Source organism: Methylorubrum subtropicum (genome assembly GCF_038442325.1).
GTDB lineage: Bacteria > Pseudomonadota > Alphaproteobacteria > Rhizobiales > Beijerinckiaceae > Methylobacterium > Methylobacterium subtropicum.
Genome location: NZ_JBBXMW010000012.1, coordinates 1 through 14,714, shown reverse-complemented (window position 1 = coordinate 14,714; position 14,714 = coordinate 1). Strand labels below are relative to the sequence as shown.

15 protein-coding genes are annotated in these 14,714 nt (G+C 69.1%); 5 read left to right on the top strand and 10 right to left on the bottom strand.

All coding sequences use genetic code 11. The annotated features are described in order from the left end of the window. Positions 1-57 precede the first annotated feature (57 nt). The 7 genes from AAHG03_RS16860 to AAHG03_RS16830 form a co-directional block, all read right to left on the bottom strand. Positions 58-918, bottom strand: a complete 861-nt coding sequence (locus AAHG03_RS16860) for a transglutaminase-like domain-containing protein (RefSeq protein ID WP_342151877.1) — start codon at positions 916-918, stop codon at positions 58-60. A 90-nt stretch (positions 919-1,008) separates the two neighbouring features. Then, the gene (locus AAHG03_RS16855; protein ID WP_342151876.1) at positions 1,009-1,614 is read right to left on the bottom strand and encodes a LutC/YkgG family protein; all 606 of its coding nucleotides are present in this window, start codon (positions 1,612-1,614) and stop codon (positions 1,009-1,011) included. Next, positions 1,611-3,182 (bottom strand): lactate utilization protein B, encoded by a 1,572-nt coding sequence (locus AAHG03_RS16850; RefSeq protein ID WP_342151874.1) that lies wholly within the window; start codon positions 3,180-3,182, stop codon positions 1,611-1,613. The genes AAHG03_RS16855 and AAHG03_RS16850 overlap by 4 nt, the downstream gene beginning before the upstream one ends. Next, positions 3,179-3,922, bottom strand: a complete 744-nt coding sequence (locus AAHG03_RS16845; protein ID WP_342151873.1) for a (Fe-S)-binding protein — start codon at positions 3,920-3,922, stop codon at positions 3,179-3,181. The genes AAHG03_RS16850 and AAHG03_RS16845 overlap by 4 nt, the downstream gene beginning before the upstream one ends. A gap of 120 nt (positions 3,923-4,042) precedes the next feature. Continuing rightward, positions 4,043-4,642, bottom strand: a complete 600-nt coding sequence (locus tag AAHG03_RS16840) for a DsbE family thiol:disulfide interchange protein (protein ID WP_342151871.1) — start codon at positions 4,640-4,642, stop codon at positions 4,043-4,045. Further along, positions 4,639-4,776, bottom strand: coding sequence for a heme exporter protein CcmD (gene ccmD / locus AAHG03_RS16835; RefSeq protein WP_412759762.1), 138 nt, complete (start codon positions 4,774-4,776; stop codon positions 4,639-4,641). The genes AAHG03_RS16840 and ccmD overlap by 4 nt, the downstream gene beginning before the upstream one ends. Positions 4,777-4,792: 16 nt before the next feature. Then, positions 4,793-5,593 (bottom strand): heme ABC transporter permease, encoded by an 801-nt coding sequence (locus AAHG03_RS16830; protein ID WP_342151869.1) that lies wholly within the window; start codon positions 5,591-5,593, stop codon positions 4,793-4,795. A gap of 265 nt (positions 5,594-5,858) precedes the next feature. Here AAHG03_RS16830 and AAHG03_RS16825 point away from each other — a divergent pair, with 265 nt between their 5' ends. Beyond that, positions 5,859-6,698, top strand: a complete 840-nt coding sequence (locus AAHG03_RS16825) for a transglutaminase-like domain-containing protein (protein WP_342151868.1) — start codon at positions 5,859-5,861, stop codon at positions 6,696-6,698. A gap of 130 nt (positions 6,699-6,828) precedes the next feature. Here AAHG03_RS16825 and ilvD read toward each other — a convergent pair whose 3' ends face one another. Together ilvD and AAHG03_RS16815 are read right to left on the bottom strand one after the other, a co-directional pair. Continuing rightward, on the bottom strand, positions 6,829-8,664 hold the full coding sequence (gene ilvD, locus AAHG03_RS16820; RefSeq protein WP_342151867.1) for a dihydroxy-acid dehydratase: 1,836 nt from the start codon (positions 8,662-8,664) through the stop codon (positions 6,829-6,831). Positions 8,665-8,854: 190 nt separating this feature from the next. Continuing rightward, positions 8,855-10,405, bottom strand: coding sequence for a 2-isopropylmalate synthase (locus tag AAHG03_RS16815; RefSeq protein WP_342151866.1), 1,551 nt, complete (start codon positions 10,403-10,405; stop codon positions 8,855-8,857). 400 nt (positions 10,406-10,805) lie between these two features. Here AAHG03_RS16815 and AAHG03_RS16810 point away from each other — a divergent pair, with 400 nt between their 5' ends. The 3 genes from AAHG03_RS16810 to AAHG03_RS16800 all read left to right on the top strand — a co-directional run bounded on the left by AAHG03_RS16810 (position 10,806) and on the right by AAHG03_RS16800 (position 13,163). Continuing rightward, positions 10,806-11,444: a VOC family protein gene (locus AAHG03_RS16810; protein WP_342151865.1), complete on the top strand. Its 639-nt coding sequence runs from the start codon at positions 10,806-10,808 to the stop codon at positions 11,442-11,444. An 88-nt stretch (positions 11,445-11,532) separates the two neighbouring features. Beyond that, positions 11,533-11,901, top strand: a complete 369-nt coding sequence (locus tag AAHG03_RS16805) for a hypothetical protein (protein ID WP_342151863.1) — start codon at positions 11,533-11,535, stop codon at positions 11,899-11,901. Positions 11,902-12,167: 266 nt separating this feature from the next. Further along, the gene (locus AAHG03_RS16800; protein WP_342151862.1) at positions 12,168-13,163 is read left to right on the top strand and encodes a MaoC family dehydratase; all 996 of its coding nucleotides are present in this window, start codon (positions 12,168-12,170) and stop codon (positions 13,161-13,163) included. Here the strand turns inward: AAHG03_RS16800 and cysC are convergent. After that, positions 13,123-13,743 carry an adenylyl-sulfate kinase gene (gene cysC, locus AAHG03_RS16795; RefSeq protein WP_342152047.1) on the bottom strand — a complete coding sequence of 207 codons (621 nt, stop codon included), beginning with the start codon at positions 13,741-13,743 and terminating at the stop codon, positions 13,123-13,125. The genes AAHG03_RS16800 and cysC overlap by 41 nt on opposite strands. Positions 13,744-13,906: 163 nt before the next feature. Between cysC and AAHG03_RS16790 the strand changes: the two genes are divergently transcribed. After that, positions 13,907-14,572 carry a hypothetical protein gene (locus AAHG03_RS16790; RefSeq protein WP_342151860.1) on the top strand — a complete coding sequence of 222 codons (666 nt, stop codon included), beginning with the start codon at positions 13,907-13,909 and terminating at the stop codon, positions 14,570-14,572. Positions 14,573-14,714 lie beyond the last annotated feature (142 nt).

Sequence of the window (14,714 nt, the reverse complement as noted above, 5' to 3'; positions counted from 1 at the left end):
TCCTGGCCTGTCGTCACAGGATGCAAGGATCGGGGGAGATGTCGAGGTCTCAGGCCCTCACGCCGCCCCGGCATGGGGCGCGGGCTCCTCCGTCGAGATCGCGTCCACCGTGCGCTCGGCGGGCTCCGGGCCGCCGTCGGCGCGGTCGATGCGGATCTCCATGCCCGTCGGCTCCATCTCGCCGTAGGGCGTGGCGAAGGCGATCTCGGCGGCGTCGCGGCCGATGCCGATGCGGACCAGGCCGTCGAGATGGGCTTGGCGCGTGGCGTCGAACAGCCACCATCGCCCGTCGAGATAGGCCTCGAACACGGCGTGGAAGTCGCGGGGCACGAGGCCGTAGGCGTAGCAGCTCACGAACCGGGCCGGGATGCCGAGCGCGCGGCAGAAGGCGGTGCCGAGATGGGCGAAGTCGCGGCACACGCCCGCCCGCTTCAGCAGGCTTTCGTCGGCGGTGGTCTCGCCGTCGCTGGCGCCGCGCTGATAGGCGATGTTGTCGTGAATCCAGTTGCAGATCGCGTTGACCCGCTTGTGCCCCTTGGGCAGGTGCCCGAACTCGGCCTCGGCGAAGGGCGCCAGCCGGTCGGAGGAGACGAAGCGGCTCGGCAGCAGGAACGGCAGGATGTCGATCGGCAATTCCGAGACCGGCGTCTCGCGGATCGTTTCGGGATCGGCCCGCACCACCGTCAGCTCGACCTCGGCATTGTACTCCAGCGAGAACGGGCCGGGCGCGACGTTCACGCCGAGATAGCGGTTCTTGAGGTCCGGCGTGACGTAGTTGCGGCGCGTCAGGTCGGGCGCGAGCGTCAAGGTCTCGCTCATCACCGCGAGGCTCTTCAGGTGGGCGACCTCTACGTTGAAGATGAAGGTCGTGGGCGTCTTGACCTCGTAGGCGAGGCTGCAACCGAGCTTGAAGCGCACGGGCGAGGTTCCGGTGTTTGCGGGACGAAGGTTCCTCCGCGGCCGGAGGCGTTTCGTCGCAAACGCCCGGAAACCTCTACGGCTCCGCTTTCACTCTGCCTGAATTTTGCGCTGCAACAGAAGCACCGTCAGCGAGCGGACGCCCTGTGCCCCGTGGATCAGCACGCCCTCAATGTCGGCGGTCGCGGACGGCCCGGTATGGAGCACGGCATAGGCGGATTGCCCGAATTCCGGGCGTCGATAGGCCGCATGAATATTGGTCAGGAGATCGGCCGGGTCGAGCAGCACGATCAGGTGCTGCGCGAGATAGGCGACCGAATTCACGATTAGGTCGTCTTGCGTGAACAGGACCGAGCCGGTCTCGGCGACGCCGAAGCGTGCGCGGACGATGGCAACGTCCACGTCGGCCATCTCCTGCGGGCGCCGGGCTGTGCGGAGATCGCGGTTGCCGGTGAATTCCGGGACGGCGGAGGCGATGACGGCCGCGCCCGCAAGCCGCGAGCGCACGGGAGCGAAGGGGTCGGCCGGGCTGCCGGCGCGCTCGACGCGCCCGCCCATCTTCCCCAGCCGCTCGGTGAACTCGGCCACGAGATCGTCGCCGACCAGCGGCGCGAAGTCCGGCACCGCGGGCAGCGGGAAATCGCCCGCCGGCCGGTTGGCCTTGAGCCGGGCGAAGATGGCTTCGCGGGCGCTCACGATTGCCCGTCCTTGTTCATGCGGTTCTGCCGGTACCACGCGTGAAAACTCTGGCGCGGGGCGTGGGGCATCTCGCGCTTCTTCCCCCAGGTGTTGGCCGGGTTGTAGACGGCGAAGCGCGGCAGCGCGCGGAGCGCCGAATCCGCTGCCCCGATCGCGGCGCGGTAGGCGGCGGGGCGGCTCAGCACGGCGCCGGCCGCCTTCATCATGCCCTGCTTGAGCAGCGGGATCTGGTGCTCCTCGGCCAGCACCTTGCGCCAGGCGAAGATCTGCTCATGGATGTTGATCTTCACCGGGCAGACGTTGGTGCAGGAGCCGTTCATGGTCGAGGAGAACGGCAGGGTCGAGTATTTGCGCTTGTTGAAGGTCGGATCGATGATGAGCCCGATCGGCCCCGAATAGGTCGCGCCGTAGGATAGACCCCCCGAGCGCCGGTAGACCGGGCAGGTGTTCATGCAGGCGCCGCAGCGGATGCATTTGAGCGAGGTCCAGAACTCCTCCATCCCGAGGCGCTCGGAGCGGCCGTTATCGACCAGCACCATATGCATCTCGGTCCCCGCGCGAGGCGCGCGGAAATGCGAGGTGTACTGCGTGATCGGCGAGCCCAGCGCCGAGCGCGACAGCAGGCGGATGAACACGCCGAGGTGTTCGACCTTCGGGATGATCTTTTCGATGCCGATCGAGTGGATCTGCAGCGGCGGCACGTTGCCCGAGAGGTCGGCATTGCCCTCGTTGGTGCAGGTGACGACCGTGCCGGTCTCGGCGATGGCGAAGTTGCAGCCGGTCAGCCCCGCATCGGCCTTGAGGATCAGGGGGCGCGTCGTCTCGCGCTGGCTTTCGGCGAGGTAGTGGGCGTCGTCGTTGTCCGGGTCGGTGCCGAGCGTGCGGGCGAACACGTCGGCGACATCGAGCCGCGTCTTGTGGACGGCGGGCATCACGACGTGGCTTGGCTCCTCCTCGTCGAGCTGCTGGATGCGCTCGCCGAGATCGGTCTCGATGATGTCGATGTCGTGGGCCGCCATGAAGTGGCGGAAGCCGCACTCCTCGGTCAGCATCGACTTCGACTTCACCAGCGACTTCGCGCCGTGCTTCTGCAGGATGTCGAGGACGATGCGGTTGTGCGCCGCCCCGTCCTCGGCCCAGTGGACGTGGACGCCGTTGGCCTTGGCCGCCGCCTCGAACTGCGCGAGGTACTGGTCGAGATGCGTGAGGGTGTGCGCCTTGATCTGCGAGGCGATCTCCCGCAGCTCCTCCCATTCGGGGATGCCGTGGGCCGCCGTGTCGCGCTTCTTGCGCACGTCCCACAGGCGCTCGTCGTGGGCCTTCTGGTGGAGCGGCGCGGCGAGGAAGCGCTCGGCGGCCTCGCCCTGATCGATCGGGCGGTTGCCCTTGATCCTGGCGCCGCGGGGCTGCGGCTCGCGCGGCGCGTCGGCGCGGATCGGCTTGGAGGCGGCCTCCGCGTGCTGGAGGCGCTGGCCGTTCGGGCCGCGCTCGCTCTCGTCGCTGCGCGCGCGGACCTCGGGGTGGATCACGCCCTCGCGCTCACGCGGATTCAGCTCCTCGCTCATGCCGCGGCTCCGTTCAGCACCTGGGCGATGTGGATGTATTTCAGCGGCACGCCGAGGCGTTCGGCGCAGCCCTTCTGGTGCATCAGGCAGGAGGAATCGGCCGAGACGACGTAGTCGGCCCCCGCGCGCGCCTGATCCGTCACCTTGTCGTAGCCCATCTTGGCCGAGACCGCGGGCTCGAACACCGAGAAGGTGCCGCCGAAGCCGCAGCACTCGTCGGGCCGGGCCAGATCGACGATCTCGATGCCCTTCACCTTCTTCAGAAGGTTGAGGGGCTTGGAGAAGTACGGCCGGTTCAGCTCGGACGGCCGGGCGTGGCCGATGCCGCGCAGCGCATTGCAGTTCGAGTGGTAGGCGACCCGGTGCGGGAAGGCCGCCCAGGGCAGTTCCTCGATCTTGAGCACGTCGTGCAGGAACTCGACCAGCTCGAAGGTTTTGGCGCGCACCGCCTTGACCTCGTCGGTCTGCGGGATGGCGGTGAGGTGCTCGCGCACCTGATGCACGCAGGAGCCCGAAGGAGCCACCACGTAGTCGAACCCGGAAAAATTCTTGACGAACAGCGCCTCGGTGGCGGCGGCCTCGGCGTGGCAGCCGGTGTTGGTCATCGGCTGGCCGCAGCAGGTCTGGTCGAACGGGTATTCGACGTCGAGGCCGAACCGCTCCAGCAGTTCCAGCGTCGCGATGCCGACTTCCGGCTCGAACGCATCGACGTAGCAGGGGACGAACAGCCCGATCCGCATGGCGCTTCTATGCTTGTTGAAACGAAGGCGCGGCTCGTCCCCTGGAACGGTTACAAGCTGACACTCCGAGTGCCATACGCCCAAGGACGCACGGTTCCAAGCGCCCGCCGGGCCGCCCGGTCAGTTCGTCACGGGCGCCGGTTTGCCCGCGGCGCGGATGCGCTCCAGAACACCGGAATAGTTCTCTGGCGTCAGGATGCCGACGAGCTTGTCGCGGATGGTGCCGTCGGGGCCGATGATGAAGGTCTCCGGCACGCCGTAGACGCCGAGATCGATCCCGGCCCGGCCGGTCGCGTCGGCGCCGACCGCGGAGAACGGCAGGCCGTGCCGCTCCAGCCAGCGGCGGCCGGCGTCGCCGGGGTCCTTGTAGTCGATGCCCACCAAGCGGATGCCGGGCTCCTGCGCGAGGCGCATCAGCATCGGGTGCTCGATCTGGCAGGGGGCGCACCACGAGGCGAAGACATTGAGCACCGTCACCCCGCCCTTCAGATCGGCGCTGGTCAGCCCCGGCACCGGCTGGCCCTTGTCCTGAAGGCCCGGCACGGGGCCGAGCGCGAAGGCCGGTACCGGCTTGCCGATCAGGGCCGAGGGCAGCGCCGCCGGGTCCGCCCCGGAGCGCAGGCGCACGAAAAAAATCACCGCCAGCACCGCGAAGACCACGACCGGCAGCAGGACGAGGAACGAGCGGCGGGGGCGCTCGAGGGTCGGGCTCGTGCTCATGGCTGCTCGCCCTGCAATTCGGCGAGCGCGCGCCTTTGCGCCCGCCCGTCGCGCCAGCCGTGGAGGATCAGCGCGCCGAGCACCAGGGCGGTGAAGCCGAAGGCGCCCGCGATGAACGGGGTGTAGTGGCCCATTTCCATCGGCCGTCCCTCAGATCGCCTGGCCCACGGGGAGCGGTGCGGCGGCGCGCGCGACCGGCGCCTGCGCGCCGGCGTCGAGCCGCTCGGCCTGCCGGATCAGCAAGCTGCGCACGCGGCGGCGGTAGATCTCGGTGCGCATCGCCTGGAGATGCAGCGTCACGCCGAGCAGCGTCATCGCCAGGATCATCTCCAAGAGCGGATAGAGCATGGAGGAATGCAGCGTCGGGCCGCCCATGCGCAGGATCGAGGCCGGCTGGTGCAGCGTGGACCACCAGTTCACCGAGAACTTGATGATCGGCAGGTTCACGGCGCCGACGAGCGTCAGGATCGAGACCGCGCGGGCCGCCCGGCTCGGGTCCTCGATGGTGCGCCACAGGGCGATGATGCCGCAATAGAGCAGGAACAGCACCAGCATCGAGGTGAGGCGCGCGTCCCACACCCAGTAGGTGCCCCACATCGGCTTGCCCCAGAGCGAGCCGGTGACGAGGCAGATCAGGGTGAAGGCCGCCCCGATCGGCGCGGCGGCGCGCTGCGACACGTCGGCGAGGGGATGGCGCCAGACCAGCGAGCCGATCGCCGAGAGCGCCATCGCCCCGTAGAAACCCATGCCGAGCACGGCGGCCGGCACGTGGATGTACATGATCCGCACCGTGTCGCCCTGCTGGTAGTCCGGCGGCACGGTGAAGAAGGTCATGTACAGCCCGGCGGCGAGCAGCACGGCCGAGAGCCCGGCGAGCCAGGGCAGGGCCGCGCCCGACCAGCGCAGGAAATGGCCCGGTTGGGCGAGGCGGTTCCAGAGGGCGGTCCACATGAGCCCTTCCATACCGCGTGCCGCGCTGCACCAGCAATGCGCGCGTTTCGCGCGGGGGGCGGGCATGTGGAAGGATTCCGGCCGGCCGAAGGCCCGCTCGTCGCCGTCCGCTCGATGCACCCGGGGATGTTACACTGCGCAACATTTGTGCAGTGCGCGGCGGAACGACACGTTCGGCCAAATCTTTTGGGCTCATTCGCGCGGCGGCCGTGCTCTCGTTCAATCGTCGGCCGCGCGCATGCAGTCCAAACCCCAAGGCAGGGCCATGCTGATCCGCACCGGCTACGACATCACCTTCGAGACCTCCGCGCCGACCCCGATGTCGCTGCTCCTGAACGTCCACCCGTCCCGCCAGCGCGATCTGCGTAGCCCCGAGACGATGCGGATCGATCCGGCGGTGCCGCAGCGCCAGTCGCTCGACGCGTTCGGCAACGTCTGCACCCGCATCCTCGCGCCCGCGGGCCGGATCACGCTCTCGGCCGACTTCCTGGTGGAAGACTCAGGCCTGCCCGACGCGGTGGTGCCGGATGCGCGTCAGCTCCCGATCCACGAGCTGCCCGACGATGTGATGCCCTACCTCCTCGGCAGCCGCTATTGCGACACCGACCGGCTCTGCGCGACGGCGTGGCAGCTGTTCGGCCACACGCCCGAGGGTTGGGCGCGGGCACAGGCGATCGTGGATTACGTCCACAATCGCATCCGCTTCGACTATCAGCTGGCCGATTCCACCCGCACGGCACATGACGGTTTCACACAGCAGGTCGGCGTCTGCCGCGACTTCGCGCATCTTGCCATCGCGTTCTGCCGCTGCATGAACATCCCGGCCCGCTACTGCACGGGCTATCTCGGCGACATCGGCGTGCCCGCCGTGCCGGACCCGATGGATTTCTCGGCGTGGTTCGAGGTCTATCTCGATGGCCGCTGGTTCACGTTCGATGCCCGCCACAACACGCCCCGCATCGGCCGCATCGTCATGGCGCGGGGCCGCGACGCGACGGATTGCGCGATCTCGACCAGCTTCGGCTCGGCCCGGCTGGTGAAGTTCGAGGTGCATACGGACGAGGTGACGGCGGCGGACGCCGTGCAGCTCGGCCGGGCGGCGTAAAGCGCGACCGGCTCTCCTCCCCCTTGCGGGGAGGAGTTGGAGGTGGGGGTGGTGCAGAAGGCACCGCACCCGCCTCATCCTGAACAACCCCCACCCCTGACCCCTCCCCGCAAGGGGGAGGGGAAGGCCCTCAATCCTCCAACCGCCGCACGGCCCCCTTCGCCGCGCTCGTCGCCAGCATCGCGTAGGCCTTCAGCGCCGTGCTCACCTTGCGCTTGCGGGGGGCCGCCGGCTTCCAGCCCCCGCGATCCCGCACGGCCCGGCGCTCGGCCAGCACCGCCTCGTCCACCGCCAGATGGATGCGGCGGTTCGGGATGTCGATCTCGATCCGGTCACCCTGCTCCACCAGCCCGATCAGCCCGCCTTCCGCCGCCTCGGGCGAGACGTGGCCGATGGAAAGGCCGGACGAGCCGCCGGAGAAGCGCCCGTCGGTGACGAGCGCACACGCTTTCCCGAGGCCCTTCGATTTCAGGTAGCTCGTCGGGTAGAGCATCTCCTGCATGCCGGGGCCGCCGCGCGGGCCCTCGTAGCGGATCAGCACGACCTCGCCCGCCTTCACGCGCCCGTTGAGGATGGCGTCGACCGAGGCATCCTGGCTCTCGAACACGTGGGCGGTTCCGGTGAAGGTGAGGATCGAGGCGTCCACGCCCGCGGTCTTCACGATGCAGCCGTCCTCCGCGAGGTTGCCGTAGAGCACGGCCAGTCCCCCGTCCCGCGAGTAGGCATGCTCACTGTTGCGGATGACGCCGGCCTCGCGGTCGAGGTCGAGTTCGTCCCAGCGCGAATCCTGGCTGAAGGCGACCTGGGTCGGCACGCCGCCCGGCGCCGCCCGGAAGAATTTTTGCACGGACTCGCTGCGCGTGACTTTGACGTCCCAGCGGTCCAGCGCCTCGCCCAGCGTGCCGGCGCTCACGTTGCCGACGCTGCGGTCGATCAGGCCGGCGCGGTCGAGTTCGCCCAGGATCGCCATGATGCCGCCGGCCCGGTGGACGTCCTCCATGTGAACGTTGGCGACCGCGGGGGCGACCTTGCAGAGCACCGGCACGCGGCGCGACAGCCGGTCGATGTCCGCCATGGTGAAGGGCACCTCGCCCTCGTGCGCGGCGGCGAGCAGATGCAGCACCGTGTTGGTCGAGCCGCCCATGGCGATGTCGAGCGTCATCGCGTTCTCGAACGCGGCAAAGCTCGCGACCGAGCGCGGCAGCACGCCCGCATCGTCCTGCTCGTAGTAGCGCCGCGCCAGATCGACTATCAGGTGCCCGGCCTCGACGAACAAGCGCCTGCGGTCGGCGTGCGTGGCCAGCGTCGAGCCGTTGCCGGGCAGCGACAGGCCGAGCGCCTCCGTCAGGCAGTTCATGGAATTGGCCGTGAACATGCCCGAGCACGAGCCACAGGTCGGGCAGGCCGAGCGCTCGATGACCGCCACGTCCTCGTCCGACACCCGGTCGTCGGCCGCCGCCACCATGGCGTCGACGAGGTCGAACTTGCGGGTGATGCCGTTCATCACGACCTTGCCGGCCTCCATCGGCCCGCCGGAGACGAACACCGCCGGGATGTTGAGGCGGAGCGCCGCCATCAGCATGCCGGGGGTGATCTTGTCGCAATTCGAGATGCAGACCATGGCGTCGGCGCAATGCGCGTTGACCATGTACTCGACCGAGTCGGCGATGAGTTCGCGGGACGGGAGCGAGTACAGCATCCCGTCATGGCCCATGGCGATGCCGTCATCGACCGCGATGGTGTTGAATTCCTTCGCCACGCCGCCGGCCTGCTCGATCTCGCGGGCGACGAGCTGACCCAGATCCTTTAGATGAACGTGGCCCGGCACGAACTGCGTGAACGAGTTCACCACCGCGATGATCGGCTTGCCGAAATCCGAATCCTTCATCCCGGTGGCCCGCCACAGGCCGCGGGCGCCGGCCATGTTGCGGCCATGGGTGGTGGTGCGGGAGCGATAGGCGGGCATTTTTGCTGATCGACTGTTCGAGCTGGATCGGCCGCAAGGCCGATCCTCCAAGACACGCCCTCATCCTGAGGTGCGCAGCGAAGCGGAGCCTCGAAGGAGGGCTCCAGATGTCTCAGCGATCCCTGGAGCCCTCCTTCGAGGCCGCTTCGCGGCACCTCAGGATGAGGGGGAGGGTGGGATGCGCGGCGGCTCACACCACCGCGGCGTGCTGCGCGTGCAGCCGCACGGAGGCCGCCGAGAGCTTGTTCAGCGCCGACAGATACGCCTTGGCCGAGGCCACCAGCGTGTCCGGGTCGGCGCCGCGCGCCGTCACCGAGCGCTCGCCGGCCTTCAGCCGCACCGAGACCTCGGCTTGCGCGTCGGTCCCCTCGGTCACGGCGTGGACCTGATAGAGTTCGAGCACCGTGTCGTGCGGCACCATCGCGTGGATGGCGTTGAACACCGCGTCCACCGGGCCGTTGCCGTCGGCCTCTTCGGTGAAGGTGCGCCCGTCCATCTCGATCTTCATCGTCGCGCGCTGCGGGCCGCGCGTGCCCGCGATCACCGAGAGCGAAACCAGCTTGATCCGGTCGTGCGCGGTGGCGAGGTTCTGGTCCACCAGCGCCTCGATGTCCTCGTCGTAGACGTGCTTCTTGCGGTCGGCCAGATCCTTGAAGCGCTCGAACACGTCCTGGAACTGATTGTCGGACAGCGAGATTCCGAGCTCCGTCAGCTTCGACTTGAACGCGGCGCGACCCGAATGCTTGCCCATCACCAGCGAGGTCTTGGCGAGCCCGACCGAGGCCGGGGTCATGATCTCGTAGGTCTCGGCGTGCTTGAGCATGCCGTCCTGATGGATGCCGCTCTCGTGGGCGAAGGCGTTCCGGCCGACGATGGCCTTGTTGTACTGGACGGGGAAGTTCGCCGCGTGGCTGACGAGCTTCGAGGCGCGGGTCAGCATCGTCGTGTCGATGCCGGTGTCGTAGGGCATCACGTCGGCCCGCGTGCGGATCGCCATGACGATCTCCTCCAACGCCGCGTTGCCCGCGCGCTCGCCGATGCCGTTGACCGTGCACTCGATCTGGCGCGCGCCGCCCTCCAGGCCGGCGAGCGAATTCGCCACCGCGAGGCCTAAGTCGTTGTGGCAGTGCACGGAGAAGATCGCCTTGTCGGCATCCGGCACGCGCTCGCGCACCTGGCGGAACATCGCGCCGTATTCCTGGGGCGTGGCGTAGCCCACCGTATCGGGCAGGTTGATCGTGGTGGCGCCCGCGCGGATCGCCGCCTCGACGCAGCGGCACAGGTAGTCGATGTCGGTGCGGGTCGCGTCCATGGCCGACCATTCCACGTCCTCGACGAGGTCGCGGGCCTGGGCCACGGTCTTGAGGATGATCTCGATCACTTCGTCCTGCGTCTTGCGCATCTGGTGGGCGAGATGGATCGCCGAGGTCGAGACGAAGGTGTGGATGCGGCCCCGCTGCGCGTGGCGCACCGCCTCGCCCGCACGGGCGATGTCGGCCGGAATCGCGCGGGCGAGCCCGGCGATCGTGGCGCGCTTGGTGCGCCGGGCGATCTCGGAGACGGCCTCGAAATCGCCGTTCGAGGCGATGGGGAAGCCCGCCTCGATGATGTCCACGCCCATCCCGTCGAGGAGTTCGGCCACCGCCAGCTTCTCGTCGAGCGTCATGGTGGCGCCGGGGCATTGCTCGCCGTCGCGCAGCGTCGTGTCGAAGATGACGATGCGGTCCTTGGTGTTCGCCATGGGTCTGTCCTCGCGGCCGGCGCGCTCGACCTCGTGAGGGGCGGCGCCGGTAAAAGCCTGTCGGTTCCGGGTTCGAGCGGCATCCCCTGAGAGCCCAGGCGCGCGCCCGGACGGCCCTCAGGGGCGGCTAAGAAGCAGGCCGACGAGGATGAGCGCGCAGGACGACGCGGCCGCGAAAGCGGCGCCGTCGATCGTCTGCACGGAGCGGCCAGGGGCCACGCTCGGTCTCCTCAGGGGCTGACTCGCCGGCAAGGGGCCCGCGACCAGGGTTCGCGTATGTATCGATTGGTGGGGAGTGTGACAAGCGCAGGCATTGAACGGATGATGATGGCGATCCGCACCGCTGCCGGTGACGGGCGGGATGGGCCCGGACGAGGATGACCGGTGCCGGAGACGAGCGATGTCGACATTCCAGAAGTTTTATGCGGTCGCTACGAAGACCCCCAAAGCGCGGCGTGCGGAACTGGCCAGCCTATTGGCGCTGATCGAATCCGGCGACGGCGTTTCGTTCGCGGGCGCTCATCCGGAGCGGATGGCAGCTTTGTTGCGATGGCTGATCGCCGGCATGGACAAGGAAACACGGGATCGCGCCGCAGCCGACGACCCCAGCCTGCCGCAGAGCGAAGAGGATTTACCGGATCGTGAGGCTATCCGCCGACGACTGGAAAACGAACCGGTGTCCCTATCGGTCCGATTGTGGACCGGCGACCTGAAGCGGGCCAAAGACTTTTACGAGCCGCTGGCGGAAGCATTGGGACTGAGTGAGACCCATGCGTTCGGGCACTTGATGTCCTGGCATGGAAACAATCGCTTCGCCTTCATTGTCGAGAGCAGGCAGGACGGTCGTCCGGTCGAGGCCGGTCATGGCAGCGTCGTCAGCTTCTCGGCAACGGGGGAAGACCACGTCGATCTGATCTACGCCCTCGCCCTCAGCCTCGGCGCCACCAGCGTCGATGCGCCCTACGACGGCGGCGCCTATTACGCCGCGTCGTTTCGCGATCCCGACGGACATCACATCGAAGTCGTCCACGCGATCTGATCGGGAGATCGAGAGCCGGGCGCTATCGAAGATTGACCCGCAAGCACCGGCGGCGCAGAACCCTGCAACGGTCAAGCTTGTCCGCGAGATGCCGGCCGTTCGTCGTTCGACCGCAGGGAGACCCGCCGTGCCCTCGACCCGTTCCGCCCTCTGTCTCGCCGCCCTCACGGCCTCACTCGCCGCCTGCCAGTCGAGCGCGCCGCCGCCGGTCGCGGCGGTCGCCGCCGCCCCCGCGCCGGTGATCGCCGACCTCGCGCCCGGCGCCGGCTGCGGCCCGACCATCGCCCGCACGCAATCCATCGTCGCGGGCGACGTGCGCACCGGCGACCTGTCGGAAGCCGTCGGCCAGCGCTTCGGCGCCGATCTCGGCAAGGCGGCCGACGCCTGCGCCGCCGGCCGCGACGCCGAGGCCCTGCGTCTGCACGCGGCGGCGAAGGCGCGCTACGGGTACCGCTAGGCGCGAACGCGCCTCCCACCCACACCCCTCATCCTGAGGTGCCCGCCTCGGCGGACCTCGAAGGAGGGCTCCAGGGATCGCGCGCGTCTACTGGAGCCCTCCTTCGAGGCCTCCGCTTCGCTCCGGCACCTCAGGATGAGGGGTGTGAGTGGGGTGCCGGACCCGGCTTGAAGGCGAGGGGTGGGATACAGGCCTGCGCCCATTCGCTGGTTCCGGCACGGTCGGACATGATAGCCCGATGCGACCCCTCGCAGCGCCGGCAGCCCATGGCCCTCCTCACCTTCGACGACCTCGCTCCCGGCCAGGAATACCGAGCCGGCCCGGTCACCGTGACCCGCGAGGCGATGATCGCCTTCGCCCGTGAGTACGACCCGCAGCCCTTCCACCTCGACGAGGCGGCGGCGCAAAAGACCTTCGTCGGCACGCTGATCGGCTCCGGCTGGCAGACGGCGGCGTTCGGCATGCGGCTGTTCGCCGAGGCGCTGGTCGGGCACGCCACCTCCATGGGCGCGCCCGGCATCGACAAACTGCGATGGCTCAAGCCGGTGCTGCCGGGCGACGCGCTCTCGGCGACGATCCGGGTCGAGGAGACCCGCGCCTCCGCCTCCAAGCCCGACCGCGGCATCGCCCGCTTCACCCTGACGCTCAGCGATGCCCGCGGCGAGGCGGTGATGACCCAGAACTTCGCCGCGATGTTCGCCCGCGCCGGCGCGACCCCGCAGCCGCGCGACGTCACCCTCGACACCGATTCCGCGCCCGTGCCGGAGGCGCAGGACGCGGAACTCTTCCCCTATCTCGGCGAGGCCGAGATCGGCCGCGTGCGGGCGCTCGGCGCCCACCGTTTCGAGGCGGACGCCATCATGGCCTTTGCCCGCGAATACGATCCGCAGGTCTTCCATCTCGATCCGGAGGCCGCGCGGGCCACGCATTTCGGCGCACTGTGCGCCTCCGGCTGGCAGACGGCCGCCGTGTGGATGAAGCGGCTGCACGCCACCTTCGGCCGCGACCTCGCGCTCACCGCCCGCTCCGGCCCGGTGCCGCAGCTCGGGCCCTCGCCCGGCTTCAAGGGCATGCGTTGGCGCCAGCCGGTCTACGCGGGCGACACGCTCTCCTACGCCTGCCGCCTGATCGACCGGCGCTCGTCCGCCTCGCGCCCCGGCTGGGGCATCGCCACGCACCACAACACCGCGCACAACCAGCGCGGCGAACTGGCGTTCGAGTTCACCGGTTCGGTGTTCTGGCAATGGGCTCCGCCGCGCTGAGGTTCAGCAGCGCCGCGATCAGCGGCTCGGCCGAATCCGCCACCGCGCGCCCGCGGGTCGCGAGCGTCAGATCGGGAGCCTCCGGCGGCTCGTAGGGCGCCGAGATGCCGGTGAAGTTCGGGATCGCGCCGGCGCGGGCCCGGTCGTAGAGCCCCTTCGGGTCGCGCGCCTCGCAGACCGCGAGCGGCGTGTCGATGAAGACTTCGAGGAACGGCACGTCGCCCGCGATGTCGCGCGCGGTGCGCCGCTCGGCCCGGAACGGCGAGATCAGCGAGACGATCACGACGAGGCCGGCTTCCGCCATCAGCCGGGCGGTCTCGGCGGCGCGGCGGATGTTCTCGGCCCGGTCGGCGGCGGTGAAGCCGAGGTCGCGGTTGAGCCCGTGGCGCAGGTTGTCGCCGTCGAGCACCATGGTGTGGCGCCCGGCCTCGGTCAGCGCCCGGTCCACCGCGTCCGCGATGGTCGACTTGCCCGCCCCCGACAGGCCGGTGAACCACGCGATCACCGGCCGCTGGCCCATCCGCTGCCAGCGCCGCTCGCGCGGCTGGAGCGTCTGCCAAGTGACATTGGAAGCCACCATTTCGGGCGCGGCCTTCGGCTTGCGGTTCGGTACGGCCAAGCGGATCGTCCTCCGGCGGATGGCGTTCAAGGGGAGGATGCCCTATTTGCGCCCGCTCGACAAAGGATGTCGTCGCCGGTCAGCCCGCACCCGCGCCCGCGCGGCGTTTCAAAGAACCGATTGCATGGCGCCCCTGTTCTTCATCCACCTGCCGAAGACCGGCGGCACCAGCCTGCGCCATGCGGCGGCGCAGGTCTTCCCGCCCGACAAGCTGCTCATGGCCTACGGGCGCGACGCCAAGACGACGAGCCCGTTCGCCAACAAGATCATGCATTACAGCCCGGAGATGCCGATCGAGCGGAAGGTCGTGGCGCTGGCGGAGTACATCATCGAGCACGACATCGCGTTCTTCTCCAGCCACATGAGCGCGGCCTACCTGCCCTGCTACGACCCGGCCCGCGCCTTCGCGCTGTTTCGCCCGGTGCCGGATCAGATCCTGTCCTACTACGCTTTCCAGAAGGCGCAGGGGCGCACCGCCGAGAGCTTCGAGGAGTTCACCGAGCGGCCGGAGAACCGGAACATCCAGGCGCGCTCCTTCGGCATCGCCGACATCGAGACGGTCGGCGTCGTCGGCATCCTCGCGGATTACGACCGCTTCGTCGCGCGGCTCAACGAACGCTTCGGCACGAGCTTCCCGGTGCTCCACCGCAACAAGCGTTCCATCGTCAGCCGGCTGACGGGCCCGTCGCTCGACGAGGCGGCGCGTGCGCGGCTGGAGGCGCTGAACCCGGAGGATGTGGAACTGTACCGGCGCGCCGAGGCGCGCTGGCGGCGGGACGTGGGGGAGTAAGAGTACACGCGGGTCCCCTCCCCCTTGCGGCAGGGCTATCGCATATGACTTTTCGGCGCGTCGATCCGCGTTGAAGGCCATGCGTTGACGCCTCCTTATAGACAGGAGGTGATCGATGCTGGAAGTGCAGGGTTTGTTTTCG

Bases quoted from the DNA above. Each gene is read 5' to 3' on its own strand.
- cysC (WP_342152047.1), bottom strand. From the start codon at position 13,743: ATGGTGGCTTCCAATGTCACTTGGCAGACGCTCCAGCCGCGCGAGCGG.
- AAHG03_RS16800 (WP_342151862.1), top strand. From the start codon at position 12,168: ATGGCCCTCCTCACCTTCGACGACCTCGCTCCCGGCCAGGAATACCGA.
- ccmD (WP_412759762.1), bottom strand. From the start codon at position 4,776: ATGGGCCACTACACCCCGTTCATCGCGGGCGCCTTCGGCTTCACCGCC.
- AAHG03_RS16850 (WP_342151874.1), bottom strand. From the start codon at position 3,182: ATGAGCGAGGAGCTGAATCCGCGTGAGCGCGAGGGCGTGATCCACCCC.
- AAHG03_RS16815 (WP_342151866.1), bottom strand. From the start codon at position 10,405: ATGGCGAACACCAAGGACCGCATCGTCATCTTCGACACGACGCTGCGC.
- AAHG03_RS16810 (WP_342151865.1), top strand. From the start codon at position 10,806: ATGTCGACATTCCAGAAGTTTTATGCGGTCGCTACGAAGACCCCCAAA.
- AAHG03_RS16825 (WP_342151868.1), top strand. From the start codon at position 5,859: ATGCTGATCCGCACCGGCTACGACATCACCTTCGAGACCTCCGCGCCG.
- AAHG03_RS16790 (WP_342151860.1), top strand. From the start codon at position 13,907: ATGGCGCCCCTGTTCTTCATCCACCTGCCGAAGACCGGCGGCACCAGC.
- AAHG03_RS16830 (WP_342151869.1), bottom strand. From the start codon at position 5,593: ATGTGGACCGCCCTCTGGAACCGCCTCGCCCAACCGGGCCATTTCCTG.
- AAHG03_RS16840 (WP_342151871.1), bottom strand. From the start codon at position 4,642: ATGAGCACGAGCCCGACCCTCGAGCGCCCCCGCCGCTCGTTCCTCGTC.
- AAHG03_RS16845 (WP_342151873.1), bottom strand. From the start codon at position 3,922: ATGCGGATCGGGCTGTTCGTCCCCTGCTACGTCGATGCGTTCGAGCCG.
- ilvD (WP_342151867.1), bottom strand. From the start codon at position 8,664: ATGCCCGCCTATCGCTCCCGCACCACCACCCATGGCCGCAACATGGCC.
- AAHG03_RS16805 (WP_342151863.1), top strand. From the start codon at position 11,533: ATGCCGGCCGTTCGTCGTTCGACCGCAGGGAGACCCGCCGTGCCCTCG.